Source organism: Mycobacterium sp. IDUB_19, assembly GCF_055419445.1.
In genome coordinates this window covers 20,883-46,843 of record NZ_JBVAXR010000025.1, presented here as the reverse complement: position 1 = coordinate 46,843, position 25,961 = coordinate 20,883, and the positions used below count along the sequence as shown (strand labels likewise).

22 protein-coding genes and 1 pseudogene are annotated in these 25,961 nt (G+C 66.3%); 15 read left to right on the top strand and 8 right to left on the bottom strand.

What is annotated here, in order from left to right:
- Positions 1–17: 17 nt before the first annotated feature.
- The 7 genes and pseudogenes from selA to ACZY0B_RS19035 all read left to right on the top strand — a co-directional run.
- Entirely contained in the window at positions 18–1,337 is a 1,320-nt protein-coding gene (gene selA, locus ACZY0B_RS19065; protein ID WP_463765764.1) for an L-seryl-tRNA(Sec) selenium transferase, read from the top strand.
- On the top strand, positions 1,334–3,142 hold the full coding sequence (gene selB, locus ACZY0B_RS19060; protein WP_463765805.1) for a selenocysteine-specific translation elongation factor: 1,809 nt from the start codon (positions 1,334–1,336) through the stop codon (positions 3,140–3,142). The genes selA and selB overlap by 4 nt, the downstream gene beginning before the upstream one ends.
- A 53-nt stretch (positions 3,143–3,195) precedes the next feature.
- A complete protein-coding gene (locus ACZY0B_RS19055; RefSeq protein WP_463765763.1) occupies positions 3,196–4,143 on the top strand; it encodes an NAD(P)/FAD-dependent oxidoreductase in 948 nt (315 codons plus the stop codon).
- Positions 4,144–4,261: 118 nt separating this feature from the next.
- Entirely contained in the window at positions 4,262–5,590 is a 1,329-nt protein-coding gene (locus ACZY0B_RS19050) for a sensor histidine kinase (RefSeq protein ID WP_463765804.1), read from the top strand.
- A gap of 257 nt (positions 5,591–5,847) precedes the next feature.
- Complete coding sequence (locus ACZY0B_RS19045; protein ID WP_463765803.1) at positions 5,848–7,377, top strand: SulP family inorganic anion transporter; 1,530 nt, start codon at positions 5,848–5,850, stop codon at positions 7,375–7,377.
- A 73-nt stretch (positions 7,378–7,450) separates the two neighbouring features.
- Entirely contained in the window at positions 7,451–7,900 is a 450-nt protein-coding gene (locus tag ACZY0B_RS19040; RefSeq protein ID WP_463765762.1) for a nitroreductase family deazaflavin-dependent oxidoreductase, read from the top strand.
- A 42-nt stretch (positions 7,901–7,942) separates the two neighbouring features.
- A pseudogene (locus ACZY0B_RS19035) lies at positions 7,943–8,473 on the top strand (LuxR C-terminal-related transcriptional regulator); the annotation flags it as partial.
- A gap of 11 nt (positions 8,474–8,484) precedes the next feature.
- Here the strand turns inward: ACZY0B_RS19035 and ACZY0B_RS19030 are convergent.
- The 3 genes from ACZY0B_RS19030 to ACZY0B_RS19020 all read right to left on the bottom strand — a co-directional run bounded on the left by ACZY0B_RS19030 (position 8,485) and on the right by ACZY0B_RS19020 (position 12,066).
- Positions 8,485–8,742, bottom strand: coding sequence for a hypothetical protein (locus tag ACZY0B_RS19030; RefSeq protein ID WP_463765761.1), 258 nt, complete (start codon positions 8,740–8,742; stop codon positions 8,485–8,487).
- A gap of 196 nt (positions 8,743–8,938) precedes the next feature.
- Entirely contained in the window at positions 8,939–10,282 is a 1,344-nt protein-coding gene (locus ACZY0B_RS19025; RefSeq protein ID WP_463765760.1) for an aromatic ring-hydroxylating oxygenase subunit alpha, read from the bottom strand.
- Positions 10,283–10,293: 11 nt separating this feature from the next.
- Positions 10,294–12,066, bottom strand: coding sequence for an N-acyl-D-amino-acid deacylase family protein (locus ACZY0B_RS19020; protein WP_463765759.1), 1,773 nt, complete (start codon positions 12,064–12,066; stop codon positions 10,294–10,296).
- Between the two features lie 378 nt (positions 12,067–12,444).
- Between ACZY0B_RS19020 and ACZY0B_RS19015 the strand changes: the two genes are divergently transcribed.
- Genes ACZY0B_RS19015 through ACZY0B_RS19005 form a run of 3 tightly spaced genes read left to right on the top strand, consistent with a single transcriptional unit; the run spans position 12,445 to position 14,724 of the window.
- Positions 12,445–13,476, top strand: a complete 1,032-nt coding sequence (locus ACZY0B_RS19015; RefSeq protein ID WP_463765802.1) for a catalase family peroxidase — start codon at positions 12,445–12,447, stop codon at positions 13,474–13,476.
- Positions 13,473–14,048 (top strand): cytochrome b, encoded by a 576-nt coding sequence (locus ACZY0B_RS19010; protein ID WP_463765758.1) that lies wholly within the window; start codon positions 13,473–13,475, stop codon positions 14,046–14,048. The genes ACZY0B_RS19015 and ACZY0B_RS19010 overlap by 4 nt, the downstream gene beginning before the upstream one ends.
- 52 nt (positions 14,049–14,100) lie before the next feature.
- The gene (locus ACZY0B_RS19005; RefSeq protein WP_463765757.1) at positions 14,101–14,724 is read left to right on the top strand and encodes a cysteine hydrolase family protein; all 624 of its coding nucleotides are present in this window, start codon (positions 14,101–14,103) and stop codon (positions 14,722–14,724) included.
- Between the two features lie 156 nt (positions 14,725–14,880).
- Here ACZY0B_RS19005 and ACZY0B_RS19000 read toward each other — a convergent pair whose 3' ends face one another.
- A complete protein-coding gene (locus ACZY0B_RS19000; RefSeq protein WP_463765756.1) occupies positions 14,881–15,480 on the bottom strand; it encodes a TetR/AcrR family transcriptional regulator in 600 nt (199 codons plus the stop codon).
- Positions 15,481–15,663: 183 nt separating this feature from the next.
- Between ACZY0B_RS19000 and ACZY0B_RS18995 the strand changes: the two genes are divergently transcribed.
- The 3 genes from ACZY0B_RS18995 to ACZY0B_RS18985 are packed head-to-tail and all read left to right on the top strand — an operon-like array spanning position 15,664 to position 19,540.
- Complete coding sequence (locus tag ACZY0B_RS18995; protein ID WP_463765755.1) at positions 15,664–17,889, top strand: acyl-CoA dehydrogenase; 2,226 nt, start codon at positions 15,664–15,666, stop codon at positions 17,887–17,889.
- A 22-nt stretch (positions 17,890–17,911) separates the two neighbouring features.
- Positions 17,912–19,120 carry a thiolase family protein gene (locus ACZY0B_RS18990; RefSeq protein ID WP_463765754.1) on the top strand — a complete coding sequence of 403 codons (1,209 nt, stop codon included), beginning with the start codon at positions 17,912–17,914 and terminating at the stop codon, positions 19,118–19,120.
- 6 nt (positions 19,121–19,126) lie between these two features.
- Entirely contained in the window at positions 19,127–19,540 is a 414-nt protein-coding gene (locus ACZY0B_RS18985) for a Zn-ribbon domain-containing OB-fold protein (RefSeq protein ID WP_463765753.1), read from the top strand.
- 71 nt (positions 19,541–19,611) lie between these two features.
- Here the strand turns inward: ACZY0B_RS18985 and ACZY0B_RS18980 are convergent, their stop codons facing one another.
- Together ACZY0B_RS18980 and ACZY0B_RS18975 are read right to left on the bottom strand one after the other, a co-directional pair.
- Complete coding sequence (locus ACZY0B_RS18980) at positions 19,612–20,796, bottom strand: sulfotransferase family protein (protein WP_463765752.1); 1,185 nt, start codon at positions 20,794–20,796, stop codon at positions 19,612–19,614.
- Complete coding sequence (locus ACZY0B_RS18975) at positions 20,793–21,869, bottom strand: DUF1214 domain-containing protein (RefSeq protein ID WP_463765751.1); 1,077 nt, start codon at positions 21,867–21,869, stop codon at positions 20,793–20,795. Before ACZY0B_RS18975 ends, ACZY0B_RS18980 begins: the two co-directional genes overlap by 4 nt.
- A 17-nt stretch (positions 21,870–21,886) precedes the next feature.
- Here ACZY0B_RS18975 and ACZY0B_RS18970 point away from each other — a divergent pair, with 17 nt between their 5' ends.
- Positions 21,887–22,492: a TetR family transcriptional regulator gene (locus tag ACZY0B_RS18970; protein ID WP_463765750.1), complete on the top strand. Its 606-nt coding sequence runs from the start codon at positions 21,887–21,889 to the stop codon at positions 22,490–22,492.
- 13 nt (positions 22,493–22,505) lie between these two features.
- Here the strand turns inward: ACZY0B_RS18970 and ACZY0B_RS18965 are convergent, their stop codons facing one another.
- Positions 22,506–23,318: an amidohydrolase family protein gene (locus ACZY0B_RS18965; RefSeq protein ID WP_463765749.1), complete on the bottom strand. Its 813-nt coding sequence runs from the start codon at positions 23,316–23,318 to the stop codon at positions 22,506–22,508.
- A 51-nt stretch (positions 23,319–23,369) separates the two neighbouring features.
- Positions 23,370–24,362 carry a LacI family DNA-binding transcriptional regulator gene (locus tag ACZY0B_RS18960; protein WP_463765748.1) on the bottom strand — a complete coding sequence of 331 codons (993 nt, stop codon included), beginning with the start codon at positions 24,360–24,362 and terminating at the stop codon, positions 23,370–23,372.
- A gap of 248 nt (positions 24,363–24,610) precedes the next feature.
- On the opposite strand from ACZY0B_RS18960, the gene ACZY0B_RS18955 reads away from it, so the two are divergent.
- A complete protein-coding gene (locus tag ACZY0B_RS18955; protein ID WP_463765747.1) occupies positions 24,611–25,960 on the top strand; it encodes an amidohydrolase family protein in 1,350 nt (449 codons plus the stop codon).
- The last annotated feature ends 1 nt before the right edge of the window (position 25,961 follow it).

Sequence of the window (25,961 nt, the reverse complement as noted above, 5' to 3'; positions counted from 1 at the left end):
GGAGGTCGAAGAGGCAAGTGACACAGGTCGACCCGCGCCGCCGGATTCCGCGCACAGATCAATTGCTTTCGCTTCCGCCGGTGCAGGAGGCGCGAAACCGGCTGGGCGAGCAGGCGGTCAGAGCCGCGGTGCGCGACGTCCAGGACCGGGCCCGCCGCGGCGATCTGTCGCCCGATCAGGTGCAGGACGCGGTGCTGGCGGCGCTGGCCGCGCACCGGAACACGAAGTTGCGCCCCGTTCTCAACGCCACCGGTGTCGTCGTGCACACCAACCTCGGTCGTGCCCCGTTGGCCGCGAGTGCGATCGACGCGCTGGTTGCCGCGAGCGGCTACGTCGACGTGGAACTCGACCTCGCCACCGGCACCCGGTCCAAGCGCGGCGTCGCCCTTCGCCAAGCACTGCTGGATGCCTGCCCCGCGGCCGAGGACGCGCTGGTGGTCAACAACGGCGCCGCCGCGCTGGTGCTGGCGACCACGGCGCTGGCGGCCGGCGGCGAAGTCGTGGTGAGCCGCGGCGAACTGATCGAGATCGGCGCCGGCTTCCGGTTGCCCGACCTGATCGCCTCCACCGGTGCCCGGCTGCGCGAGGTCGGCACCACCAACCGCACCCACCTGAAGGACTACGCAGACGCGATCGGGCCGCAGACCGGATGCGTGTTGAAGGTGCACCAGAGCAACTTCCGGGTGGAGGGATTCACCTCCGCCGTCACGGTGCCGGAGCTGCGGGCGCTGGGCGCCGAGAAGCGGGTGCCTTTGGTCGTCGACCTCGGCAGCGGGCTGCTTGCGCCCGACCCGCTGCTGCCCGATGAGCCCGACGCCGCCACCACGCTGTCCGACGGCGCCGACATCGTGACCGCCAGCGGCGACAAGTTGCTCGGCGGGCCGCAGGCCGGCATTGTGCTCGGCCGCGCGGAGGTGGTGACGCGGATGGCGCGGCATCCGCTGGCGCGCGCGGTCCGTGCCGACAAGCTCACCCTCGCCGCGCTGGAGGCGACCGTCCGGGCCGGCACATCACCGGTGACGCAAGCCCTGCACGCCGACGCGGGGCGGCTGCGAGCGCGGGCTCAGCGTCTCGCCGAGGCGGTCGGCGCGTCCGTCGTCGCGCACGACGGCCGGGTCGGTGGCGGTGGAGCCCCGGGCGTGCCGTTGACCGGCTGGGCGGTCCGTCTCCCCGAGTCCGCGGCTGCCGCCCTGCGCGCGGGCGACCCCGCGGTGCTGCCGCGGATACACGACGGTGCCTGCCTGCTGGACCTGCGCTGCATCCCCGAGTCCGACGACGATCGTCTGCTGGATGCGGTCCGTGCCGCGTTGGCAGGAATGCCCGGGGCGGACCGCTGAGCACCCACGTCTCGCACGTTCTGGCCACCGCCGGCCACGTCGACCACGGCAAGAGCACGCTCATTCGCGCCCTGACCGGCATGGAGCCCGACCGGTGGGAGGAGGAGCGGCGCCGCGGCCTGACCATAGACCTCGGCTTCGCCTGGACCACGCTGCCGTCGGGCCGCGAGGTGGCGTTCGTCGACGTGCCCGGACACCAGCGCTTCCTGGCCAACACCTTGGCCGGTCTCGGCCCCGCACCGGTGGTCTGCTTCGTCGTTGCTGCGGATGAGGGTTGGCGGGCGCAGTCCAGCGACCACCGCGACGCGTTGGCGGCCCTGGGAATCCGGCACGGCCTGATCGTGATCACCCGCGCCGACCGGGCGCCGGACCGTGCTGCCGCGGTTCTGGCGCAGGCCCGCGACGAGCTGGGTAGCACCGGGCTGGCTGATGCGCCCGGTGTCATCGTGTCCGCGGTCGAGGGGTCCGGGCTGACCGAGTTGCGCGCCACCCTCGACCGCGTCCTCGGGCAGCTGCCCGCGCCCGAGAGCACCGCCCGGGTGCGGTTGTGGGTCGATCGCTCCTTCACGATCACCGGCGCGGGCACCGTCGTGACCGGAACGCTCGCGGCCGGCACGGTGGCTCGCCGTGACCGTCTGGACCTGCTCGGCGCGGACCAGCGGCAGTCGGTGGTGATCCGCGGCCTGCAGAGTCGGGGCGAGCCGCATCCGACGTTGGGACCGGTGGCCCGGGTGGCGCTGAACCTGCGCGGCGTCTCGCGCGATGTCATCCATCGCGGGCACGCGCTCGTCACGCCCGACGCGTGGCCCAGCACCGGCGCCCTCGACGTGCGCCGCGCTACCGGCGGTGCATTCACCGAGGCACCGGCGCAACTCGTCGTGCATGTCGGCACCGCGGCGGTGCCCGCGCGGCTGCGGCCGTTCGATGACGACCATGGCCGGCTCACGCTCGACCGGCGCCTGCCGCTGGTCCTCGGCGACCGATTGGTGTTGCGCGATCCGGGTGGCCACCGGGTGCTCGGCGGCGCTCTGGTACTCGATGCCGACCCCCCGGTGTTGCGGCGGCGCGGCGACGGAACCCGCCGGGCCGCGTTCCTGAGTGGCATGAACGCCGCCGGCGAGGTCGGCGCGGAGGTGGCCCGCCGCGGTGCGGTGCGGGAAAGCCACCTCCGCCGGCTGGGGCTGCTGCCGCCACCGGACGCGATACCCGCGGGCGTGCGGGTGCTCGACGGCTGGTGGGTGCACGTCGCGACGTACGACGCCTGGCGGCAGCGCCTGCGGACCGCGGTCGAGGAGCTGCATACGCGAGACCCGTTGGCAGAGGGGCTATCTCGTGGTGCCGCGGGTTACCTGCTGGTTCTGCCGGACGAGTCGCTGCTCGACGCTGTCGTCCGCGACGCGGGACTTGAGCAGCAGGGCGGCCACATTCGGATGGCCGGTGCCGGCGACGACCTCGGTGCCGCCGAGGCCGCGGTGGGTGAATTGGAAGCGCGACTGCGCGCCGAGCCCTTCCACGCGCCGGAGGCCGACGACCTGTCGGCGTTGAAGCTCAGTGGCCGCGAACTGGCCGCGGCCGAACGTGCCGGTCGGGTGCTGCGGCTGCGCGACGGGGTGGTGCTGTTGCCCACCGCACCGGCGCTGGCAATGCGCCAGTTGGCCCGGCTGGATCAGCCGTTCACCACGAGCCAGGCGCGGCAGGCGCTGGGCACCACGCGGCGGGTGGCGATTCCGTTACTGGAACACCTCGACGCGCGCGGCTGGACCCGACGACTGGATGCCGGTCATCGCGAGGTGGTGCGCCGATAGCCGGAGCGCAACGCGAATTCGATTGCAGGACTCAGCATTAAGGAGGTCGGCGAGTGATCATTGTCGTCGGTGCGGGGATATGCGGGCTGGCCGCTGCCTACGAGTTGGCACGGCGCGGCGAGCCTACGGTCGTGTTCGAACGCGGCGAGCCATTCGCCGAACAGTCCGCGGGACTGGCGCGCATCTTCCGCATCGCACATCAGCGCGCCGCGCTGTGCAGGCTTGCCATCCACGCGCGCGCCGGCTGGCAGCGCTGGGAGAGTGAGCTCGACGCCGGGCGACTGCTCGGTTCCGAAGGCTTCATCGTGGCAGCCCCACCCGAGGAGACCGCAACGGCGATGACCGAGGCCGGCGCCGAGTTCTCCTGGCTTGACCGCCGCGACATCGAGGCCCGGATCCCCTTCGTCGCTGCTCCCTGGGAGGCCGGGATCTTCGATCCACTCGGCGGCAGCCTGCGTATCCGCCGTGCACTGACCGCCGTGGCGGCCCGGGTCGAGATCCGGCCCGGCCGGGTAGTCTCGCTCGCCGACGACGGCTCGGTCCGACTGGCGGACGGCACCGTGACGCGCGGCGACCAAGTCCTGGTTTGTGTGGGAGCCCAGACACCAGAACTGTGGGGTCCGCTCGATGTGGAGTTCGCTCCGCATACTCGTTTCACCTATCAGGGCGCCGACGCCACCGGCGCGGCCTGCCTGGTCGCGCCGCAGGGCTACGGGCTGCCGCTGGGCAGCACGGGCCGCTGGGCGTTCGGTCAAGAGATTCCGGAACCGGCCAGCGTGCGCGCTCTTTTCCCGTCGCTGTCCCCGGTGGGCCAGGTGGACTGCGTCTCGGTTCGCGCACCCTGGCTGGACGCGGGAGGCGATGGGTGGATGGTGTGGCGCCGCGGCCGCGTCGTTGCCTTCGTCGGAAGCAACCTGATGAAGTTCGGCCCCTTGCTCGGCGAACTACTCGCGCGGGCCGCACTCGGCGACGGGCTGCCCAGCGAGTTGAGTCTTACGTGAACCATTGGCGTACCGCGCTGCTGCGATCCGGCAAGCGATCAATGGGCGATGATGGTCGCGAGGCAATAGCTCAGTGAGGGAGCCCAACATTCGCGCGTTGAGAAAAGTCCGGCTGCCGATGCGGGTGTTGTCTTTGCGCACCATCGTCATCGTCGCGCAGTTAGGCGTGATCGCCGTCGTCTTCACCCTGGGCGTATGGGTGTGGGTCGGCGTCACCAACGACCAATACAGCCAGCTCGATCGCCGCCTGGACTCCGTGAGCAGCCTGGGCGACATCAACACGCTGCTCAACAGGCCGCAGCAGAACACCCCCGACCGGCCCACCCCGGACGGCAACCTGGTACGCACCGCACGCATCGCGGGCGTGACGGTGTCGGCACCCAGCAACATCGTCTTGCCCAAACTCGCCAACGGCTACGCCAACACCACCATCAACGGCGTGCAGTACCGGGTGCGCACCTTCGAGGCGGGCCCGGCCTCGATCGCGCTGGCGGCCCCACTGGCCGAGGCGCAGCATCGGATCAACGAACTGCACCTACGGGTGTTGTTGATTTGCGCCGGCGTCATCGGCGGGACGTTCCTGGTCGGCTGGGTGATCTCGTTGATCATGGTCAATCCCTTCCTGCTGCTGGCCCGGCAAGCCCGCGCGATCAACGCTCAGTCCAGCCCCGACGAGGTCCAGGTCCGCGGTGTGCGAGAGGCCGTCGAGATCGCCGAAGCCGTCGAGCAGATGCTGGCCCGCATCGGCAACGAGCAACAGCGCACCAGGGCAGCACTCGAATCGGCGCGCGACTTCGCCGCCGTCGCCTCACACGAGCTACGCACCCCGCTGACCGCGATGCGCACCAACCTGGAAGTGCTGTCCACCCTGGAGCTGGCCGCCGAGCAGCGCCAGGAAGTCATCGGCGACGTCATCCGCACCCAGAGCCGCATCGAAGCAACGCTGACGGCGCTAGAGAGACTGGCGCAGGGCCAGCTGACGACCATCGACGACTTCGTTCCGTTCGACATCACCGAACTTCTGGATCGTGCCGCGCATGACGCGCTGCGCGTCTACCCCGACGTGGAGGTGGCGCTGGTGCCGTCGCCCACCGTGTTGATGGTGGGACTTCCCACGGGTCTACGGCTGGTGATCGACAACGCCATCGCCAATGCCGTCAAACACGGCGGTGCTTCCAAGATTCAGCTCACCGTGAGCAGCTCGAGTGAAGGCGTGGAAATCGCGATCGACGACAACGGCACCGGCGTTCCCGAAGAGGAACGCACCGCGGTCTTCGAGCGCTTCTCCCGCGGGTCGACGGCATCGCGGTCGGGTTCCGGGCTGGGATTGGCGCTGGTCGCCCAACAGGCCGAATTGCATGGCGGGAGTGCATCCCTGCATGCCAGCCCGCTGGGCGGGACGCGACTTCTGTTGAACCTGGCCGGTGATGGTCGCGGCCCTGCCTGAGCCAAATAAATTCCAAATATACGGCGGGCCAAAAGGTTTAGGGAAAGCCGGAGTTTGTAACCACGGCCCATTACGAATTCGTCACAGCGCGAACAAAAGATTTGCATTCCATATGCGCACGGCTCGTCCGGTTGACCCGCGCTGATAGCGCACATACCTTCGAACAGAAGCCAGGCGGACACCCAGCCGAACAACGGAGTTGGTGCTTAGCGTAATCGCCTGTATACCAGCATTTTACATCGATGAGGGGAGTAATGATGCAACTCATCGAACAGCCCGAACGGCACGCAACCCAGCGTCGATCCGCCTCTTTGAAGGACCGACTACGCCCGGTGCTGCACCACGACTTGTCCTCGTCACTCGTGGTCTTCTTGGTCGCCCTGCCGTTGTCACTGGGAATCGCGATCGCTTCCGACGCACCGGTACTCGCCGGCCTGATCGCCGCGATCGTCGGTGGAATCGTGGGCGGAGCGATCGGCGGCTCGCCGCTGCAGGTGAGTGGACCCGCGGCCGGCCTGACGGTCGTGGTGGCCGACCTGATCAGTCAATTTGGTTGGAAAATAACGTGTTTCATTACCTTGTGCGCTGGAATCATGCAGGTTCTGTTGGGCTTCAGCCGGGTTGCGCGCGCCGCCCTTGCCATCTCGCCGGTCGTCGTGCACGCGATGCTGGCCGGAATCGGCATCACCATCGCGCTTCAGCAGGTGCATGTACTACTCGGTGGGGCGTCCAAAAGCACGGCCTGGAGCAACGTCATTCAGCTTCCTCACCAAATCGTGAATGCACATCGGCCCGGAGTCCTATTGGGACTGCTCGTCATCGGCATCATGATCGCCTGGCGATGGGCTCCCGCCAGAGTGGCCGCCGTTCCCGGTCCACTGATGGCGATCGTGGTGGTGACGATCGTCTCGCTGGTTTTTCCATTCCAGGTAGCCCGGATCGAGCTGGACGGGTCGGTGCTCGAGGCGCTGCAACTGCCGGGCATTCCCGACGGAAATTGGGGTGCTGTCGTCATCGGCATCATCACCGTGACACTCATCACCAGCGTGCAGAGCCTGCTGACAGCGGTGTCGATCGACCGAATGCACCATGGCCCACGAACGGACTTCAACCGCGAGTTGATCGGACAGGGCGCTTCCAACATCGTGTCCGGGGCGATCGGCGGCCTTCCCATCGCCGGCGTAATCGTGCGAAGCGCGGCCAACGTCAATGCCGGCGCGAAAACCCGCGCCTCGACGATCCTGCACGGCTGTTGGATCCTGCTGTTCGCTCTTCCGTTCGCGGAATTGGTGGAACAGATCCCGAGTGCCGCACTCGCCGGCCTGCTGATTGTCATCGGAATGCAGCTATTGCAGCCGGCCCACATTGAAACAGCGTCGAAGACAGGCGATTTGACCATCTACCTGGTGACTGTCATGGCCGTCGTATTCCTCAACCTGCTGCACGGCGTGATGATCGGATTCGCCCTGGCTATCGCCCTGACCGGGTGGCGGGTGATCCGTACCAAGATCGAGGCCACGCCGGCAGGTGACGAATGGCGGGTAGTCGTCGAGGGAGCGTGCACGTTCCTTGCCCTGCCACGGCTCACTCGGGTTTTGGCGTCGGTTCCGGAGCGCACCACGGTCACCGTCCACCTACTGGTCAGCTACCTGGATCACGCTGCGCACCAGGCGATTAGCGATTGGCAGCGGCAACATCACGCGACGGGCGGGACGGCTGAAATCCACGGGGCAGTGGAAGTGGGCCGCCGCTCGAGCCCGGCCGACGCGGTTCCGGATCGGGCCTAGCGAAGTCGCCGCGACCTGACACGCTATATCAACAGGGTTGACACGTATCAGCCAGATTGATACTAATTGGACGATGACCGACCCCACACCCCCGCCCTGGCTCAAGCCCATGAACAAGGTCATGATGGCCATGCAGAAGGTCGGCATCGCCACCGGACCGGTGCGGGTGCTGACGGTGCCCGGACGTAAATCGGGCAAGCCGCGCAGCACGCCGGCAACTCCGTTCACCCTCCACGACGGCCTCTACGTCGTCGGTGGTTACCCAAAGGCGGACTGGGTGCTCAACGCCCGCGCCGCCGGCGCGGGAACCGTTACCCGGGGCCGCAAGTCGCAGCGGGTCAGCTTCGTCGAACTCAGCACGGAGCAAGCGCACCTGGTGTTGCGAGCGTTTCCGGAAAAAGTGCCCACCGGAGTCGGGTTCTTCAAACGCTCCGGGCTGGTCACCCAGGGAACCGCCGACGAATTCGAGGCACTCGCGGGTCGCTGTGCCGTGTTCAGGCTCGACGTCATCCCCGCGGGCTGACCCGCGTCACAGGCGAACCAGTTCGCGTTCCAGCACTTTCAGGACGAAGTGCCGGCCGCGGTGGCAGAGCACCGGCCCGATGTCATCGTGATGGATCTGCGGATGCGGCGGATCGACGGCATCGAGGCGACGCGCAGACTCGCCGGCGGGCCGCCGGTGCTTGCCCTGACGACGTTCAACGAGGACGAGTTGCTCTCGGGGGCATTGCGCGCCGGCGCCGCCGGTTTTGTGCTCAAGGACTCCTCCGCCGAGGAGCTGATCCGTGCCGTGCACGCCGTCGCCAGGGGTGACAGCTATCTGGATCCTGCGGTCACCTCGCGGGTGCTCACCACCTACCGCAAATCGGCCGAGGTACCGCCCGGGACCGACATCTCGGAGCTGACCACCCGCGAGCTCGACGTACTGACCTTGATCGGAAAAGGTCTCTCCAACACCGAGATCGCCGACGAACTCTGCATCTCGGGTGTCACGGTCAAAAGCCACATCGGCCGCATCTTCGGCAAACTCGGCTTGCGCGACCGCGCCGCCGCGATCGTCTACGCCTACGACAATGGGGTGGTTGCGCCGCGGTGACGGCGCAAGCTCTACAGCGGGGCCTGGTCGGTCAGGTTGAGCATGACGTAGGCAAGGCAGAACAGGAAGTTCAGGACAAGCAGAATCATCCCGGCAAACATCAGCGAGCGGGTGCCTTGACGCTGTAGATGTCGGCGTTTCGCGTTGCGCTCATCGCGCTTCATCTGGGTCGCGATGAGGGCGAAGTTCACATCGGTCACTTCTTCGTCGGTGACCGGCATGCCCGCGAGCATCTGCTGAAGACGAACCGGCCCGGTGTCGACACCCACGTCCGCGAAAGACCGGCACAGCCGCCGCGCCCGCCTCTGGCCGACGATCTGATATCGCATATGCAACCGGTATGGCAGCTGTCCTCGTTCGTCACCACAGGGATTCGACGCGGTCGTCACAAGCCGGAAGTCTAGACCCGTTGCGGCTTTTTCGGGCGGCGCTCGCCGATTAAATTGGCGTCGTCAATTCCCCGGGTTACGGTATGCCCCCGGTCATCCGATCGGATGCCGGTAGGTCGAGGTAGCGCTCGAGATTGCGGTGCATGTTGATCACCCGGCGCTCCTCGCCGGAGAGCACGACGTGGGTGAATCCGGGTTGATGCATGCCGCGCTGTAAGCCCGGGAGGACGCGGATGTCCTGGGTGAGTACCAGGCCCGGTTCAGCTTCCCCGGCGCTCATGCGAACGTCCGTGGGCTTGTTGCGCGCCGCGCCCGGAGGCATCCGGGTCATCAGGAACATGACCAACTCGCCTTTATCAGGGCTCGAGCCGGGATCCGGCCCGGGGCGCGAGCACATGATCGTCAAGTGGTCGGCGTTGGCCAAAAACGTCATGTTCGGGAACACGTTGTACTGGTGCAGCCGGGTGATCCGGTCGGTGTCAGCCCAGTCGAGGCTCACCCCCCGGGAGGCCGCGAAATCCCGGGTGCGTGCCGCGATCGCATCCTGGACCGTCTGCCCGGGCTGGAGTTCGTCGGCGGGCAACGGTGTGCCTTCGGCCACGCCCATCAGCGCACCTTGGGTGTATACGTAAGCGTCCCAGACCTCTTCGTCGCTCAACGCGCCGTCGAAGCGTGGGCTTTGCACACCATATGGCTGGTCGGACTTACCCGTATGACCCCAGATCTGTTGTGGCGCATGGATGTCGTCGACGCAGCGCAGCAGTTCGGGATGCAGGGTCTGGATGTGGTAGGTCTCGCTGTAGCCGTCGGCGATCGTCTTCCAGTTGGCCTCGACCTCGACCGTCAGGGTCGCATAGCACCGGAAGTCCTCCAGATGACACCAAGCGATGTCATCGGGCACTTCCTCCAGATACTCGAGCAGCGGCATCGCGTTGACGTCGAGATTGACGAAGACGAGCCCTTGCCAGCTTTCGACCTTGGCCGGCACCAATGGGAAGTCCGACATGCGCAGCGCGCCGAAGCCCTTGCGGTTGGGCACCCGCTTGAGCGCGCCGGCCAGATCCCAGGTCCAACCGTGATAGCCGCATTTGAGCTCGCGCAGTCCGGAACCCGATCCCACGCACAGCGAGTTGCCCCGATGCCGACAGGCATTCTGGAATGCGCGCAGCACGCCGTCGTCACCGCGGACGATCAGCACCCCGTATGGGCCGCAGCGGTATTCGAAGTAGTCGCCTGGCTCGGCGACGTGGTCGACCATGCAGGCGACCTGCCACACCCTCGGCCACATTCGTTCGATCTCGAGTTGGGCGAATGCGGGAGAGTAGTACCGCTCGGCCGGCACCAACGTCGGACTTTCAGGCGGGGTGCCGATCGCATCCTCGTCCCGGGTGCGTGCCGGATTGCCGGCAGTCGCTGTCACCGACGGAGCTCTTAGCGCGCTCCGCGCACCAAGCGCCCGGGCCGGGCTCCGGTGTCGACGTCTTTGCGACGGGTCACCGTGCCACTGACGATGGTCGCCGCGTATCCGCTTGCTCCCTGCAGGATCCGGTTGCCGCCGGCCGGCAGGTCGAACGCCATCGCCGCGGGGTGCAGTGTCAGCGCGTTCATGTTGATGACGTTGATGTCGGCCTTCTTACCCCGCTCGATGGTGCCGCGATCGGTGAGGCCGAACAGGTGAGCGGTATCGCGCGATTGCTTGCGGATCACGTACTCCAGCGACAGCTTCTCACCGCGGTGCCGGTCCCGCGCCCAGTGCGTGAGCAGGAAGGTGGGATAGGAAGCGTCACAGATCATCCCGCAGTGGGCGCCGCCGTCGGAGAGTCCGAGCACGCCGGCGGGGTGCAGCATCATCTCGCGGATCGCGTCGTGGTTGCCCTCGGCGTAGTTGAACAGTGGCAGCATCAGCATGGCGGTCGCGTCCTGTTCGAGCATCAGGTCGTACAGGGTCGACAGCGGGTCGTCGCCGCGGGCCTTGGCGATGGCGGCGACGGTGCGCTCCGGGGTGGGTTCGTAGTCCGGCGGGTTGCCCAGCGCGTACAGCCGCTTCAGGGAGTGCTGCACCAGGGCGAACATGCCGTCGAACAACAGGCTCGGGTCGACGGGTAGGTCGTCCTCGGACAGGATCGCGGCTTTGACCGCGGGGTCGGCCAGGCGCTGCGCGAGCTCCTCGCGGCTGCACTCGGCCTTCAGCCGGCGGAAGGTCGGCCGGTGGCTGAAGCCGTTGTGACCCTGGAATCCGAACATCATGCCGAATGGCCGGGCCGCGATCTGGGGGTAGAGCCGGCTGCCCGCCGCGTGCGCGTCCGCGGACAGGTCCAGCATCTCGCGCCACAATTTCGGATCGGCGTCGACCTGGATCAGCGCGAACGACACAGGGCGGTCAATCTCGCCGCTCAACCGCCGCATCCATTCCAGTTCCTTTTTTGGCGCGACGATGTCCTCACCCGCGGATCCCTGCGGGGCCAGCTCGAACACCGCCTGGCCCCCGGCCGCCATCGCGCGGCCAAGACCGAACAGCTCGTCTTCGGCGGCAAACGTGCCGGGAACAGGTTCGCCGTCCATGGCACGGTGTCCCATCGTGCGCGACGTCGAGAACCCGAGCGCTCCGGCTTCGATCGCCTCGGTCACCAGTCGGCCCATTGCCTCGATGTCCTCGGGCGTGGCCGGCTCATTACGGGCGCCCCGCTCGCCCATCGCGTAGGCGCGGATGGCGCCGTGGGCGACCTGGCTGCCCACGTCGATCGCGAACTTGTGCTTGCCGATCGCGTCGAGGTACTCGGGATAGGTTTCCCAGCCCCAGGTGATGCCCTCGGTCAGCGCGGTGCCGGGGATGTCCTCGACGCCCTCCATCAACTCGATCAGCCACTTCTCACTGCCGGGCCGCACCGGTGCGAAGCCGACACCGCAGTTGCCGGTCACGATCGTCGTGACGCCGTGGCCGCTGGAAGGCTCGAGCAAACTGTCCCAGGTCACCTGGCCGTCGTAGTGGGTATGGATGTCCACGAAGCCGGGGGCCACCACATGCCCCGTCGCGTCGATGGTTTCGGCAGCCTCGCCACCCATTTCGGGGTCGTCGGCACCCTGTTTGTCTGGAAGGCGCACAACGTCGACGATCTGGCCATCCTTGATACCAATGTCGGCACGGTAGCGCTCGGCGCCAGTGCCGTCGACAACAGTTCCACCGGTGATCTTGAGGTCGAACACGAGTCTCCTCCGAGTCTGTTCGGGGTCGCCATCGGCTGGCTGGCCGGAGATGGTGGACGCGAGACCGGGGTGCGCCCGGTCTCGGCCGCCCATTACGCTACGCCCCGGAGCGTAAATAGTGAAGGCCTTCACGGGAGTTGAACGAATCCTCTTGGCGCGTCGTGGTCCGCATTGTGTGCGTCGGTAGCCCCTAAGGGTTGCGCACCACAACAGCCCATGGATTGAATTGCCTTCAGCGACTTAGTTCCACGCTGCGCAGCAGGACGGAAAGGACGGTGGGCCGTGGAGCCCGCTGATCGCGATCGCGAGCCGCAGGATCGGCCCGCCGAAACACAGCACCGCTTCGGCGCACTCACCCGGCGCGGCGCGCTGTTGGGGATGGGTGCGGTGGCCGGCGTCGCCGCCGTGGACGTGGGCGGGTTCGCCTACGCGGGCGGATGGTTGCGGCCCGACGACTTGACCCCGCCGCGCTTCGCCGATCGCTTCGAACAGGTCTTCGGCCGCCACCAGGGGTTTCGGCGCAACCACGCGAAAGGCCTGTCCGCAACGGGATCGTTTGCGAGCACCGGGGCGGGTGCGGCCATCTGCCGCGCAGCGGTCTTCCAGCCGGGGAGTGTTCCGCTGATCGGCCGGTTTTCACTGGGGGGTGGTCTGCCCGACCAGAGCGACAAGCCCGACACGGTCCGCGGTCTTGGGCTGATGTTCCAGACGCCCAACGGCCAGCAGTGGCGCACTGCGATGGTCAGCTTTCCGGTGTTCACCGACCGCACTCCGGAGGGGTTTTACGAGCGGTTGCTCGCGTCAAAACTCGTTCCCGCCACGGGCAAGCCCGACCCGCAGAAGATGGCCGCCTTCCTCGACCGGCATCCCGAGACGGTTGCGGCCATGAAAATCATCAAGCAGACACCGCCGAGCGCGGGCTTCGTGGACAGCGCGTTTCACGGTCTGAATGCCTTCTACTTCACCAACAGCGCCGGCGCGACTGTGCCGGTGCGCTGGTCGTTGGTTCCCCAGCAAGCCGGCGGGCAGCCGGCAGCCGTGCCGGCATCGGTGGGCAAGGATTACTTGTTCGACGACCTGATCCAGGCGGTGGCGCAGGGGCCGCTGGCGTGGAAGTTCATTCTGGCCATCGGTGAGCCGGGCGATCCGACGAACGACGCCACCAAACCCTGGCCGCAGTCGCGGCGGTCAATCGACGCCGGCACCATCACCATCACCGGGGTGCAGACCGAGGAAGCGGGCAACGCGCGCGACATCAATTTCGACCCGACGGTGCTGCCCGACGGCATCACCGTATCCGACGACCCGCTGCTGGCCGCGCGGTCGGCCGTCTATGCACGCTCGTTCACCCGCCGTGCCGAGGAACCCAAGTCGCCCAGCGAGGTCAACGTCCGACAGGTGCTGTCATGACGGGCGAGAAGGTCGAAACAGCAGGCACATCAACACGTTTCGCGCTCCCGTCCCGGATTCTACACTGGACGATGGTGCCAATGGTCGTCGCGCAGCTGCTCATTGGCGTGATCATGATCGCGTCGCTGAGCTATTACCCGTTGCTCTTGGCCATCCACCGGCCCTTGGGTGTGGCGATCCTGATTTTCGCGATCGTGCGGCTGGGCAATCGGCTTACCCACCGGCCGCCGGCGTTTTTGGCCACGATGGGCCCCGTCGAGCGGCGCATCGCAACGTGGTCGGAATACGCGCTATACGGCTTGCTCCTGATCCAGCCGGTGATCGGATGGGCCACCCTGTCGGCGGCCAGGCTCCCGGTCACCCTGGTGGGGCCGGTTCGCTTGCCCGGCATCGCACCGGACAACCTCGATCTGTACGCGGTGCTGCGGGAGTGCCACGGGGTTTTCGCCTTCCTGCTGTTCGCGGCGTTTACCGCGCACATGTGCGCGGTGCTGTTTCACACGCTCGTGCTGCGGGACAGGCTGATCGATCGAATGGCACTGTGGCCCGTTAAATCCCCACCCCCGCAGTAGAAATAACGTTCACACATGACGGCTGCACCAATGGTCGTGCGAACATATCGACATGACGAGTGAAAGGGACCTCACCGGCCTTGTCGTTATCGATCCGTACAACGATTTCATCTCCGAAGGCGGCAAGGTATGGGATCGCCTCAAAGGTGTCGCCGAAGCCAACGGATGCGTCCCGCATATGCGCGAAACCCTCGGCGCCGCACGAGCGGCGGGTATCCGCGTCTTCTACGCGCTGCACCGCCGCTACCGTCCGGGCGACTACGAGACCTGGAAGTATGTCGCGCCAATCCAGCGCGCCGCGTGGTCGCGCAAAACCTTCGAGTTCGGAACCTGGGGCGGCGATCTGCATCCCGACTTCGTGCCTGCGCCGGGTGACATTGTCGCCCAAGAACATTGGTGCTCCAGTGGGTTCGCCAACACTGATTTGGATCTACTGCTCAAGAAGCACGGCATCCATCGGCTGATCGTCATCGGCCTGATCGCCCACACCTGTGTCGAGGCGACCGTTCGATTTGGCGCCGAGCTCGGCTACGACGTCACGATGGTCAAGGACGCGACCGCGAGCTACTCCGACATCGAGATGCACGCTGCTCTCGAAGTCAATATCCCGAACTATGCCAGCGCGATTCTCACCGCCGACGAAGCCGTCGCGGAGATTGCCGCGCTGGGCCGCTAAAGTTCGGTGCGCTCAGGCCGGCCCTTCAGCCCCGCTCACGTCTGGTGTGGGCGCACGGCGTTGCGTGTGCGCCCAGGGCGGCGACACGCCGATGAGGTTCGCCGTGGGCGCACACTCAAAGCCGTTGACACACAGTCATAGTAGCGACGCGGGCGTTCAGCGTTTGCGCTTCAAGGACTCGACGATGATTTGCGTGGTCAATTCGGCCCGCCGACGTGAATACTGTCGCGCGTCAGAGAGGATGGGATAGACCACGCCACCGACAATGGCGTCGGCCGCCGACTCGGCGGTGCCCGCGTCGATGCCGTCGGCCAGCAGCCTGGTCCGGACGCTGTCGTGCAGCGGCAAACTAAATCCGGCGCGCAACTTGACCGCGGTCTCCTCGTGCTCCATGCAGGCGACGGTCAATGTCCGCAGCATCGCCGAGCCGCGCTCCGTCGTCAGGGTCGCGGTGAGCTTGCGCACCCACCCGATCAGGTCGGCAGCCAGGTCGTCGGTGTGATCGACCGACGCGAGAATCTTGTCGGCATCCTCGAGCATGACGTCGGCGACGAGGGTGTGGCGGCTCGGCCACCACCGGTAGATCGTCTGCTTTCCCACGCCGGCCCGCGCGGCGACCGCCTCGATCGTCAACCCGTCGAATCCGCGCTCGAGAAGCAGCTCGCGCGTCGCCGTAACAATCGCCGTGCGCGACTTCTCGCTGCGGCGCCTTGGGGAGCCGGCCCGTGCGCTCGCGTGGGTGAGATCGGTTGGCATCTGGTGATCCTCGTCTCGCAGGTCCCTTGCCGTCCTTACCGCTGGCAGCGGGGACCCGGGTCGCTTTACATATCTAGACCCGCCCCGGTAATCTTCCACAAGACGAGACGGTTCGTCTTGTAAGACGGAAGGATATCAGCCGGTGCGGCCGAAGCCCATGTTCGCCACTGCGCGGCCCCGGTCATGACTCTCGGGTTGACGCCGGAGCAGCAGGATCTGAGCGAAGCCGTCGGACAGTTCGCCGCCCGACACGCCCCGATCGCCGCAACACGAGAAAACTTCGACGCCCTGGCCGCCGGAAAGCTCCCTGAATGGTGGGATGCGCTGGTCGCCAACGGCTTTCATGCCGTGCATCTGCCCGAGGACCTCGGTGGCCAGGGCGGACGGCTGATCGATGCCGCATGTGTGCTGGAGTCGGCCGCCAAGGCGCTGCTGCCCGGCCCGCTGCTCCCGACCGTGACTGCGGGAGCCGTCGCGCTGCTGGCCGATCCGTCGCCGAGTTCCGAATCACTGATCCGCGAGCTCGCCGCGGGCACACCCGCCGCGATCGTCTTGCCCGAAGGCGCGGATTTCCGGGCAAGCATTGACGATCAGGGATGGCTGATCACGGGCGGCTCTAAGGTCACTGCGGGCGTGTGTGCGGCGCGGGTGATCCTGGTCGGCGCGCGGACCGACGGTGGCGAGGTCATCTGGGTGCCGGTCGACACCGAACAGTCCACTACGACAGTCGAATCCGCGCACGGCACCGACCTGGTCACAGATGTCGGGGTGCTGCGCCTCGCACAGTTTCGCGCGGTCGAGTCTGACGTTCTGACCGGGATCGACGAAGACCGCGCGGCAGGTCTGGTCGTGGGTCTGGTGGCCAGCACGACAGCGGGTATCACCCAGTGGTGCGTCGACGTCGTCACCGCGCACCTGCGCACCCGGGAACAGTTCGGCAAGGTGATCGGGACCTTTCAGGCCCTGCAGCACAGTGCGGCGATGCTGTTGGTCAACAGCGAGTTGGCCACGGCGGCGGCCTGGGATGCGGTGCGTGCCGCCGACGAGCCGCCCGACCAGCACCGCCTCGCCGCGGCCGGGGCGGCGGTCATCGCCATCTCGCCGGTGCCGGACCTGGTGCTCGACGCTCTGACGATGCTCGGCGCCATCGGTTTCACCTGGGAACACGACGTGCACCTGTACTGGCGGCGGGCCATCAGCCTGGCGGGATCGATCGGCCCGGCCAGTCGCTGGGCGCGGCGGCTGGGACAACTGGGCTGCACCCAGCAGCGCGATATGTCGGTCAATCTGGGCGACGCGGAATCGGACTTCCGGTCCTGGGTCGCCGAGACGCTGGACGCCGCTCTGCAGTTGCGCAACGACAAACCCGCACCGCACGGCGACTACGAGGACCAGGCCAGCGGGCCGCAGCGCACGTTGATCGCCGACGCCGGTCTCATGGCGCCGCACTGGCCGGCGCCGTGGGGCGTCGATGCCGGTCCCCTCAAGCAGCTGATCATCGACGAGGAGTTCGCCAAGCGCCCCGGGCTGGTCCGGCCGTCGCTGAACATCGCCGAATGGATCCTGCCCTCGGTCCTGGCCGCCGCACCAAAAGACTTGCAGGAAAGCCTGATCCCGGCGACTCAACGTGGCGACATTCACTGGTGCCAGCTGTTCAGCGAACCCGGAGCCGGTTCCGACCTGGCGTCGCTGGCCACCCGGGCGACCAAGGTCGACGGCGGCTGGCAGATCAACGGCCACAAGATCTGGACGTCATTGGCGCAGTACGCTGACCTCGGCGCGCTGCTGGCGCGCACCGATCCGGAGGCGAGCAAGCACCGCGGCATCGGCTATTTCATCCTCGACATGCGATCCCCCGGGGTCGAGGTCCAGCCGATCAAGACGGCGACCGGACAGGCGCATTTCAACGAGGTCTTCCTCAACGACGTCTTTATCCCCGACGACATGCTGCTGGGCGGCCCAACCGACGGCTGGAGCCTCGCGATCGCCACCATGGCCGAAGAGCGGTCCGCCATCAGCGGATACGTCAAATTCGACCGGGCTGTCGCACTGCGTTGTTTGGCGTCCGAACCCGGCCCCGAACGCGACGACGCTGAGCGGGCACTGGGCGAACTCGACGCCTACACCAACGCCATCAGGGCACTCGGGGTGCGCGAAACCATTCGGCTGCTGGACGGGCAGCCGTCCGGTCCGGCGTCGAGCATCGCCAAGGTGGCGATGAATGTGCTGCTGCGGCGCACATTTGAGGCCACGCTGCGCCTGACCGGACAGACGGCCATGGTCGCCGACTCTGAACCCGCGGTCGTCGAGCCCTATTTGCACTTGCCGGCCGAGCTGATCGGCGGCGGAACGAGGGAGATTCAGCTGAACATCATCGCGCAGATGATTCTCGGCCTGCCCCGCAAGTAGACCCCGAAAATAAGGACACACCATGGGATTACGTGGAGAGGCCGCGGTCGTCGGCTACGTCGAGCTGCCGCCCGAGCGCCTGAACAAGGCCTCACCCGCGCCCTTCGCCCTCGAGCAGTGGGCAGAGCTATCCGCCGCGGCACTCGACGATGCGGGGCTGACGGGCGACGTCGTCAACGGGATCGTTGCCTCCCATCTTGCCGAGTCGGAGATCTTCGTCCCCTCCACGATTGCCGAATACCTAGGCGTGGGAGCGCGATTCGCCGAGCACGTGGATCTTGGGGGAGCCAGCGCCGCGGCGATGGTGTGGCGAGCGGCCGCAGCTATCGAACTCGGCATTTGTGACGCCGTGCTGTGCGCACTGCCGGCCCGGTACATCACGCCGATGTCCAGCAAGAAGCCCAAGGCCTACGGCGACGCGTTGTATTTCGGGTCGTCGAGCAACCAATACGGCTCTCCGCAAGCCGAATTCGAGATACCCTACGGCAATCTCGGCCAGAACGGGCCCTACGGCCAGGTGGCCCAGCGCTACGCGGCGATCTACGGCTACGACGAGCGGGCAATGGCCAAGCTCGTCGTCGATACGCGGGTCAACGCCAACCACACCGACGGCGCGATCTGGAAAGACAAGCCGCTCACCGTCGAGGATGTGCTGGCCAGCCCGGTGATCGCTGACCCGCTGCACATGCTGGAGATCGTGATGCCGTGCGTCGGGGGCGCCGCGGTGGTCGTCGCCAACGCCGACATAGCCAAGCGTTCGCGCAATCGTCCGGTGTGGATCAAGGGATTTGGCGAACATGTGCCATTCAAGACGCCAACCTATGCCGAGGACCTGCTGGCAACGCCGATCGCGGCGGCTGCCGACACCGCCTTCGCCATGACCGATCTGACCCGTGAGCAGATGGACATGGTGTCGATCTACGACTGCTACACGATCACCGTGCTGCTGTCGCTGGAGGACGCGGGCTTCTGCGAGAAGGGTACCGGGATGGAGTTCGTCGCCAACCACGACCTGACCTTCCGGGGTGACTTCCCGCTCAACACCGCCGGCGGTCAGCTCGGCTTCGGCCAAGCGGGATTGGCCGGCGGCATGCACCACGTCTGCGACGCCACCCGCCAGATCATGGGTCGCGCCGGGGCGGCTCAGGTCGCCGACTGCAACCGCGCCTTCGTGTCCGGCAACGGCGGAATCCTTTCCGAGCAAACGACGCTCATCCTGCAGGGAGACTGAGGACCCATGGTGACATTCGATCGTCCGATGCCCGTCAAAACGCCTACCACCGCGCCGTTTTGGGATGCGCTGGCCCAGCATCGCATCGTCATTCAGTACTCGCCGTCGCTAGAGGCGTATGTCTTCTATCCGCGGGTACGCGCGCCGCGCACGCTGGCCGACGACCTGGAATGGCGCGAGATATCCGGTATGGGGACGTTGTATTCCTTCACCGTGGCGCATCGGCCCGTGAGCCCGCATTTCGCGGACGCCGTTCCGCAGCTGCTCGCGATTGTCGAATGGGACGAGGGGCCAAGGTTTTCCACCGAGATGGTCAATGTCGAACAGGCCGACCTCAGCGTCGGCATGCGGGTACGGCCGGTGTTCTTCGACTACCCCGAACACGACGTGACGATGCTGCGCTACGAGCCGGCCGAATAGCGCGCCGAACGCCCGGCTGGCCGGGCCCACGAGTTCGAGCGCCCGACTGGCCGGGCGTTGGGCGTCAGAAGTCACTTCAGCTGTTCGGTAGGAACGCCGTAGCGCTCCTGGTAAGCGCGCACCCGCTCACGCACTTCGCCGGCATCCAAGCCGGTGTCCGACCAGGTGTAGCGGCCGCGGCCGCCGTCACCTGGATGGGCGGCTAAGAAGTCGCGCATTTTCTGTTCGGCCTCAGGCCGCAGCTCGCGGCCCAGCTTCTGATAGATGTCGCCGATCGTACGCAGGGGATCCTGCATGAAATCCGTGAACTGGACGTCGATTACGCCACCGGCGGGAATGGTGCCGCCGTCGCGCAGTGCCATCCCGCGGTCGAGGCCGACGGTGATTTCCTCATACGACTGCGCCGCGCACTCGGCAATGTCCGACTCGTCGCTGCCCATCCGCCGCAAGTGGTGGGTGAGTGCGGCGATCGACGAGATGACGTTGAGTGGATCGCGGTGGGTCTGCACGATCACCGCATCGGGGTATTCGGCGAGGAGCTTGTCTAGCTGCCACAGATGCGCTGGCGACTTCAGCAGCCACTGTCCGGGAATGCCAGACTGCAGGTGCTGCAGGAAGATTCGGTGATAGCGGTAGGCACCGGCGTGATCCGCCTCGTACAGCAGCCAGCGATAGTAACTCGGCAACCGATACTGCACGGTGTAGATCATGCTGGTGAACTCACTGCCCGTGATGCGGACACACTCCTGTGCGAGTAGCGCACCCATCGGGTGAAAGGCCAGGAAGCCTGGAACGATCTGCTCGGACATTTCGATGCTGGCCTGCGCTTGCGCGATGCGCGGATCGCTGTGATAGGTCTCGGGCTGCGGGACCGGACAGGGCTCGTCGACCTCCCAGGTCAATGGCGCGCGCAGCTCGGGATCCTGGGCCAGCAGGTCATGCAGGATTGTGGTCCCGGTGCGCGGTTGTCCCACGATGAAGATCGGCGCGGTGATCGGCTTTTCCGCAATCTCTGGATGCTGGTTGCGCCAAGCGATCACGCCGAGCCGGTTCTTGAGAGCCCGCATGAGGTCGAGGTGGGCGACCTCGACGCCGATCGCCGAGAGCCGCGCCTCGTTGACCAGGCCGTCGGCCAGCAGCTGCAGCCCGGAGCGCCAACCCTCATCACTAGAGGTGTCGCCGAAGTCGTCGCTGCCGGCCTGTTCGCAGGCGGCCGCGATAAGGCTCTCCGGGGCGAAGCGCTCCTGCAGCGTCATGCCTGCTCGCCGCCTTCGCGCACGGAGACCTTGACGTCGGGTGGCGTGGGGTTATCCAGCCAGCGCAGCACGACGAAGCCGCGCCGGCGGCCCCCGGTGTCGAGCCAATGCCCAAAGCCGAAGTCCTGCGCGGAGATCGCGATACGCACCCGCCCGTCGGCGTCGGGTCGCACGGCGCGATTGGTCACCGAACTGGGCCGGCGACGCGGCTCCAGGCACTCGTGCCAGACGCTTTCCAGCGTGACGTTCCAGTACCGGGTGTCGGGCGGCTCGATGTCGAGCACCAGCGCCTGGCCGGGATCGAGCCGATAGGTGCCCATCATGTAGAGGTTGTCGGGCGTGGTGTCGGCCGCACCCAGATCGGCGGCCTCGGCGGTCAGCAGCGTGTTCGGCTGCTGCAGTAGCTCCGGCTTGATGGTGCGGTGCAGCGTGGTGAGCTTCATCAGCGACCACGCCATCGCGGTGAACTGCTCGGCCAATTCGCCGTCGGACAGCGCGGTCACCGGGTCGGGGTCGAGCGCCTCGATCCGCATGGTGGCCGGCTCTTCGGAGTCGCGATCGCCGATGTACTCGCGGACGACCACCGACGATGCGTCATCGGGGATCTGTATCCACTGCGCACCGCCAAGATCGGCGGTCTCGTCGGCCGAGAGCACCAGTGCGAACTCACCGGCATTCAGGTCCAGGTTCGTGTCGCCGACGTAGTTGGACATGCGCCGCGGAGTCAGGCCGGTGCCCGCCAGGATCTGGAATCCGAGGTAGGCCGTTGTGCCGCGAGTGCCGGTGATCCGATAGCGCCGATCGCCGCGGATCATCGCCAGGTAGTAGTTGCCGTCGGGGTTGGGTCCGCCGATCATCCTGTTGTCGGAACACATATCGAAGAAGGCCGGGCGCGCGGTGTCGGATTCGACGGCCATTTGCGAGCACAGCGACGACACCCGGGCGATGACTCGCAGCCCCTCGATAAGCTCGCGCTCGGATTCGGCGTCCTCGGTCACGATCTTGGTGACGTCGGTGATCATCTCCTGGAAGAACTGCCACGCGGCCAGCGTCTTCGCCGGACTTTGAGTCATAGTCTTATACTTAGACTATGTCTCACGCGTTGTCTAGCGGCAGTTCCCCCGCGGAACGACGGCGGGCGGCCACCCGAGAGCGCATCGCCGCAGTTGCCGCGCAGCTGGTGGCCGAGCATGGCTTAGCCGGGGCAACCGTGGACCGCATCGCCGATGCCGCCGACATCAGCCGAGCGACATTCTTCCGCTATTTCAACTCCAAGGAAGACGCGGTCGCCGAGGGTGTGAATGTGCATTGGCTGAACCGGATCACCAATGCGCTGGCCGTTCAGCCGCCCCAGCTCTCCGCCACCGATGCGGTGGTGGGAGCCTTTCGGCACCTCGCACTGGGCTTCACCGAGATCGAAGACCAGGTCCGCGAATTGGCCACGCTCACGAGGTCATCCGAAACGCTCGACGCGTGGACACTACACATCTACGTCCGATACGAATCGGTTATCGCCGAGATGATCGCACCGCGCATGCGCGAGTCAACTCCCGATGATCCGCGGCCGCGTCTGCTCGGTGCGCTGGCAATGGCCACGGTCCGCATCGCGTTGGACGACTGGCTGCGTCACGGCGGATCGCTGCCTGACCGGGTGAGTCAGGGCCTGGCCGCGATCGCCCTCACTGCTACGAACTAGCTTGCGCTACTGGCTATTTGAGAATCTCACGGGCCGTTTTGCCTAGAATCCAGGTCTTATCGTCCTCCGACAGCGACGAGGAGTCGCGGATACTGAACAGCGTCTCGGCCCAAGTGGAGCGGTGCCGGGTCATCGTGTAGTCGCTGGCCCACATGACGCGCTGGGGTCCGAAGGCATCAACGGCGCGGCGCAGCGTCGGCTCGAGGTCGGCGAACGGGTAGGGCTCGGTCGACAGAAACGATGCCGCGTGTGCCCATTTGAAGGCGACGTTGGGAAAGCGGGCCATCGCAACGGCGTCGTCGATGCTGGCTTGGCCGGGCGGCGCATCAAACGCGGCGCCGCAATGATCGATGACGAATTGGACATCGGGAAAGCGTTGCGCGTACTGCGCGAGGTGCGGCACCCGTCCTGGACAGGTGACGAACACCGGAAAGCCATGGACCCGTGCGGTTTTCAGTAACCGATCGTGGCCGCCCTGCTCGAAAATCCGGCCTTCGGCCGGGGTGAAGACAAGGGTGCGCAGCGCTTTGCAACCGGGTGCGGCGCTCAGCGTCTCAACCCAGCATTCGATACCGGGATCAGTCGGATCGACGCGCATCAAGAAGGCGAAACGCTCGGGATGGCGTATCGATGCCGCCTCGGCGTTCGGCCCGACGGTGCGAAAGGCGCCGTTGGACAGCCGATAACCCGGTAGCAGCGTCCCGTCGGCGGCCGGGCCGTCGAACTCGTCGAACAGCACGGCCGCAATGCCCAGGGCGTCCATGATCGCCAGCGTGACCTCGGTGCCGAGCATGTTGGCGTGCATCTGGGCGTCGACGATGTCCATTGAATTGCTCCCATCCGGCGGTGCGCTCAGACCCGGAGTATGCCAGTGCGGTTACGTCGACGAGCGCACGATCAGGTGCGCGATGTCATCGAGCTCACCGGAAGGCGGCACGGGGTATCCCAACCGTTCCAGGAGTGCAGCCAGCGCGACATCGGCGACCGCGCGCGGATCGAATTGCACGGTGGTCAACGGCGGGCTGCTCACCACCCCCATGGGGCTGGCGTCGACGCCGATGACGGCGAGGTCACGCGGGCAGCGCAGCCCCGCCTCGTGAATACCGTGCAGGACGAGGCAGGCGATCTCGTCGCTTTGCGCACACACCGCGGTCACGCCGTCGTGCACCCAGTCGCTCACCACATCCGCGGCGTTGTCCACCGTCACCTCGCCGACGACCAACGGTGGCAACCCACGTGACCGCGCCGCGCGCAAGACGCCTTCGATCCAGTAGTCGCCAAGGGCCCGCCATTTCTGAATTCCGGTGTAGGCGAACGCGATCTGCCGGTGACCGCGTGACACCAGATGTTCGACCCGCATGTCACCGACGGCGAGGTGTGGATCTGCGAGTGCGGGCAGCGTTCCGATCGCGATGTTCGGTATGCCGGAGGCCTTCACCGCGCGCGCGGCGGCCGCGCTGAGCGGGAACAGGCTGGTGACCGCGATCGGGTCGAGGTTCTCGATTGCATCCACGACATACTGATCGTCGTCGGTCTCGAAGATCTGTACCTGAAGCAGGCCCAGGCGCGCCAGTTCGGTGGTCATCCGGCTGCCGGCCTGCATCGGCATGTCGCCCACCGCCACATACGGCACCACGTAGAGCACCACGCCGCTCTTGCCCCGGGCGAGGTTGCGCGCGGCGAGGTTGGGCCGATAGCCCAGTAGCTCCGCGGCGCGGTGCACCGCCTCCCGGGTCTTCGCCGAGATTCTGCGGCCCTCGGCGTTGTTCAAGACGTAGCTGACCGTCGCGGTCGACACGCTGGCCAAACGAGCCACATCGGCGTTGGTGGGCCGCACCGCCCTATTCGTATCCGACTCGGGCCCAGCCATGATCCATGGTGGCACGCGACGACAATCGGCAGCGAAGGATCCCGCAATCCCAGGTGCAGGCCTGCGGCCCGTCAACATGGACTAATAGTCACTAGATATGCCGGTGGCCAGGGTGTGGTTGTTTGTTCACGTACGAGCGGTATATTTGCGGTGTACCGGGCCTTTAACTTCCCAGAAGCAGCAATGCATGGCGTTGACTCTGTGACTGAGATCATTGTCTACTAGTCGCTGCAATCGAGGAGGGCGGCATGAACAAAGACGACCTGATCCTGATCAGTGTGGACGACCACATCGCCGAGCCGGCGGACATGTTCGACGCGCATGTTCCGGCAAAGTACAAAGAGCTGGCCCCGCGGGTGGTCCTTGAGCCCGACGGTGTCCAGCAGTGGTACTACGGCGAGATCCGCGGGCGCAACATGGGCCTGAACGCCGTCGCCGGCAAACCCCGCGAGATGTACAACATCGACGCCTCGCGCTACGACGAGATGCGGCCGGGCTGCTTCAACGTCGACGAGCGGGTCCGCGACATGAACGCCGGCGGCCAGTTAGCGGGTTTGAACTTCCCGAACTTCACCGGCTTCTCCGGCCAGGTCCTCAACCAGGGACCCGACCGCGACGTCAACCTGGTGATGATCAAGGCCTACAACGACTGGCATGTGGACGAGTGGTGTGCGGCCTACCCGGGCCGGTTCATCCCGTGCGGCATCCTGCCCTTATTCGATGTCGCCGAAGCGGCCAAGGAAGTCAAACGCCTGGCGGACAAGGGATGTCACGCCGTGACGTTCTCGGAGAATCCAGAGGCGTTGCAAATGCCCAGCATTCACACCAAGTACTGGTATCCGCTGTTCGAGGCCGTCTGTGAGAACAAAACAGTGCTGTGCACGCATGTCGGGTCCGCATCGCGATCCCCGCAGGTGTCGACGGACGCCCCGCCCAGTGTCCAGATGACGGCGTCGTCGATGATGAGCATGTTCACCTTCACCGAGCTGATCTGGGCCGAGTTCTGGGCCGACTTCCCCCAACTGAAGTTCTCCCTCACCGAGGGCGACGTCGGCTGGATACCGTACTTCCTGTGGCGGGCCGAGCACGTCTACAACCGTCACTCGGGCTGGACACTCGCGGAATTCCCGCCCGGCTACCACGGACCCAGCGACGTGTTCAAGCGGCACTTCTACACCTGCTTCATCAGTGACAAAGTCGGCGTGCACAACATGGACTGGTTCAACGAGGACATGCTGTGCTGGGAATCCGACTTCCCGCACTCCGACAGCAATTGGCCGTTCGCGCCGGAGGACATCATCGCGACGATGGGCCATCTCGACGACGCGGTCATTAACAAGATCACCCACGAAAATGCCATGGCCGCTTACTCATTCGATCCCTTCCGGTACATACCGAAGGAGCACGCCCGGGCCGGCCAGCTGCGTGCACAGGCCACCGACGTCGATGTGGTCACTCATGTCGGTCGCCAAGCCAGCCAGCGTGACCGCGACGCGTGGACCCGGATGACGCAGTTCGCCCTGCAGGCGCAGACCTCGGCGCAGGTACCGGTCGAGGTCACCGGAATCGCCGGCCGCGCTGCCACGCTGGGCAATTGAG

Coding starts and splice junctions, on each gene's coding strand:
- ACZY0B_RS19050 (WP_463765804.1), top strand. CDS start 4,262: ATGCGGGTGTTGTCTTTGCGCACCATCGTCATCGTCGCGCAGTTAGGC.
- ACZY0B_RS19045 (WP_463765803.1), top strand. CDS start 5,848: ATGCAACTCATCGAACAGCCCGAACGGCACGCAACCCAGCGTCGATCC.
- ACZY0B_RS19040 (WP_463765762.1), top strand. CDS start 7,451: ATGACCGACCCCACACCCCCGCCCTGGCTCAAGCCCATGAACAAGGTC.
- ACZY0B_RS19015 (WP_463765802.1), top strand. CDS start 12,445: ATGGGTGCGGTGGCCGGCGTCGCCGCCGTGGACGTGGGCGGGTTCGCC.
- ACZY0B_RS19010 (WP_463765758.1), top strand. CDS start 13,473: ATGACGGGCGAGAAGGTCGAAACAGCAGGCACATCAACACGTTTCGCG.
- ACZY0B_RS19005 (WP_463765757.1), top strand. CDS start 14,101: ATGACGAGTGAAAGGGACCTCACCGGCCTTGTCGTTATCGATCCGTAC.
- ACZY0B_RS19000 (WP_463765756.1), bottom strand. CDS start 15,480: ATGCCAACCGATCTCACCCACGCGAGCGCACGGGCCGGCTCCCCAAGG.
- ACZY0B_RS18995 (WP_463765755.1), top strand. CDS start 15,664: ATGACTCTCGGGTTGACGCCGGAGCAGCAGGATCTGAGCGAAGCCGTC.
- ACZY0B_RS18990 (WP_463765754.1), top strand. CDS start 17,912: ATGGGATTACGTGGAGAGGCCGCGGTCGTCGGCTACGTCGAGCTGCCG.
- ACZY0B_RS18985 (WP_463765753.1), top strand. CDS start 19,127: ATGGTGACATTCGATCGTCCGATGCCCGTCAAAACGCCTACCACCGCG.
- ACZY0B_RS18980 (WP_463765752.1), bottom strand. CDS start 20,796: ATGACGCTGCAGGAGCGCTTCGCCCCGGAGAGCCTTATCGCGGCCGCC.
- ACZY0B_RS18975 (WP_463765751.1), bottom strand. CDS start 21,869: ATGACTCAAAGTCCGGCGAAGACGCTGGCCGCGTGGCAGTTCTTCCAG.
- ACZY0B_RS18970 (WP_463765750.1), top strand. CDS start 21,887: ATGTCTCACGCGTTGTCTAGCGGCAGTTCCCCCGCGGAACGACGGCGG.
- ACZY0B_RS18965 (WP_463765749.1), bottom strand. CDS start 23,318: ATGGACATCGTCGACGCCCAGATGCACGCCAACATGCTCGGCACCGAG.
- ACZY0B_RS18960 (WP_463765748.1), bottom strand. CDS start 24,362: ATGGCTGGGCCCGAGTCGGATACGAATAGGGCGGTGCGGCCCACCAAC.
- ACZY0B_RS18955 (WP_463765747.1), top strand. CDS start 24,611: ATGAACAAAGACGACCTGATCCTGATCAGTGTGGACGACCACATCGCC.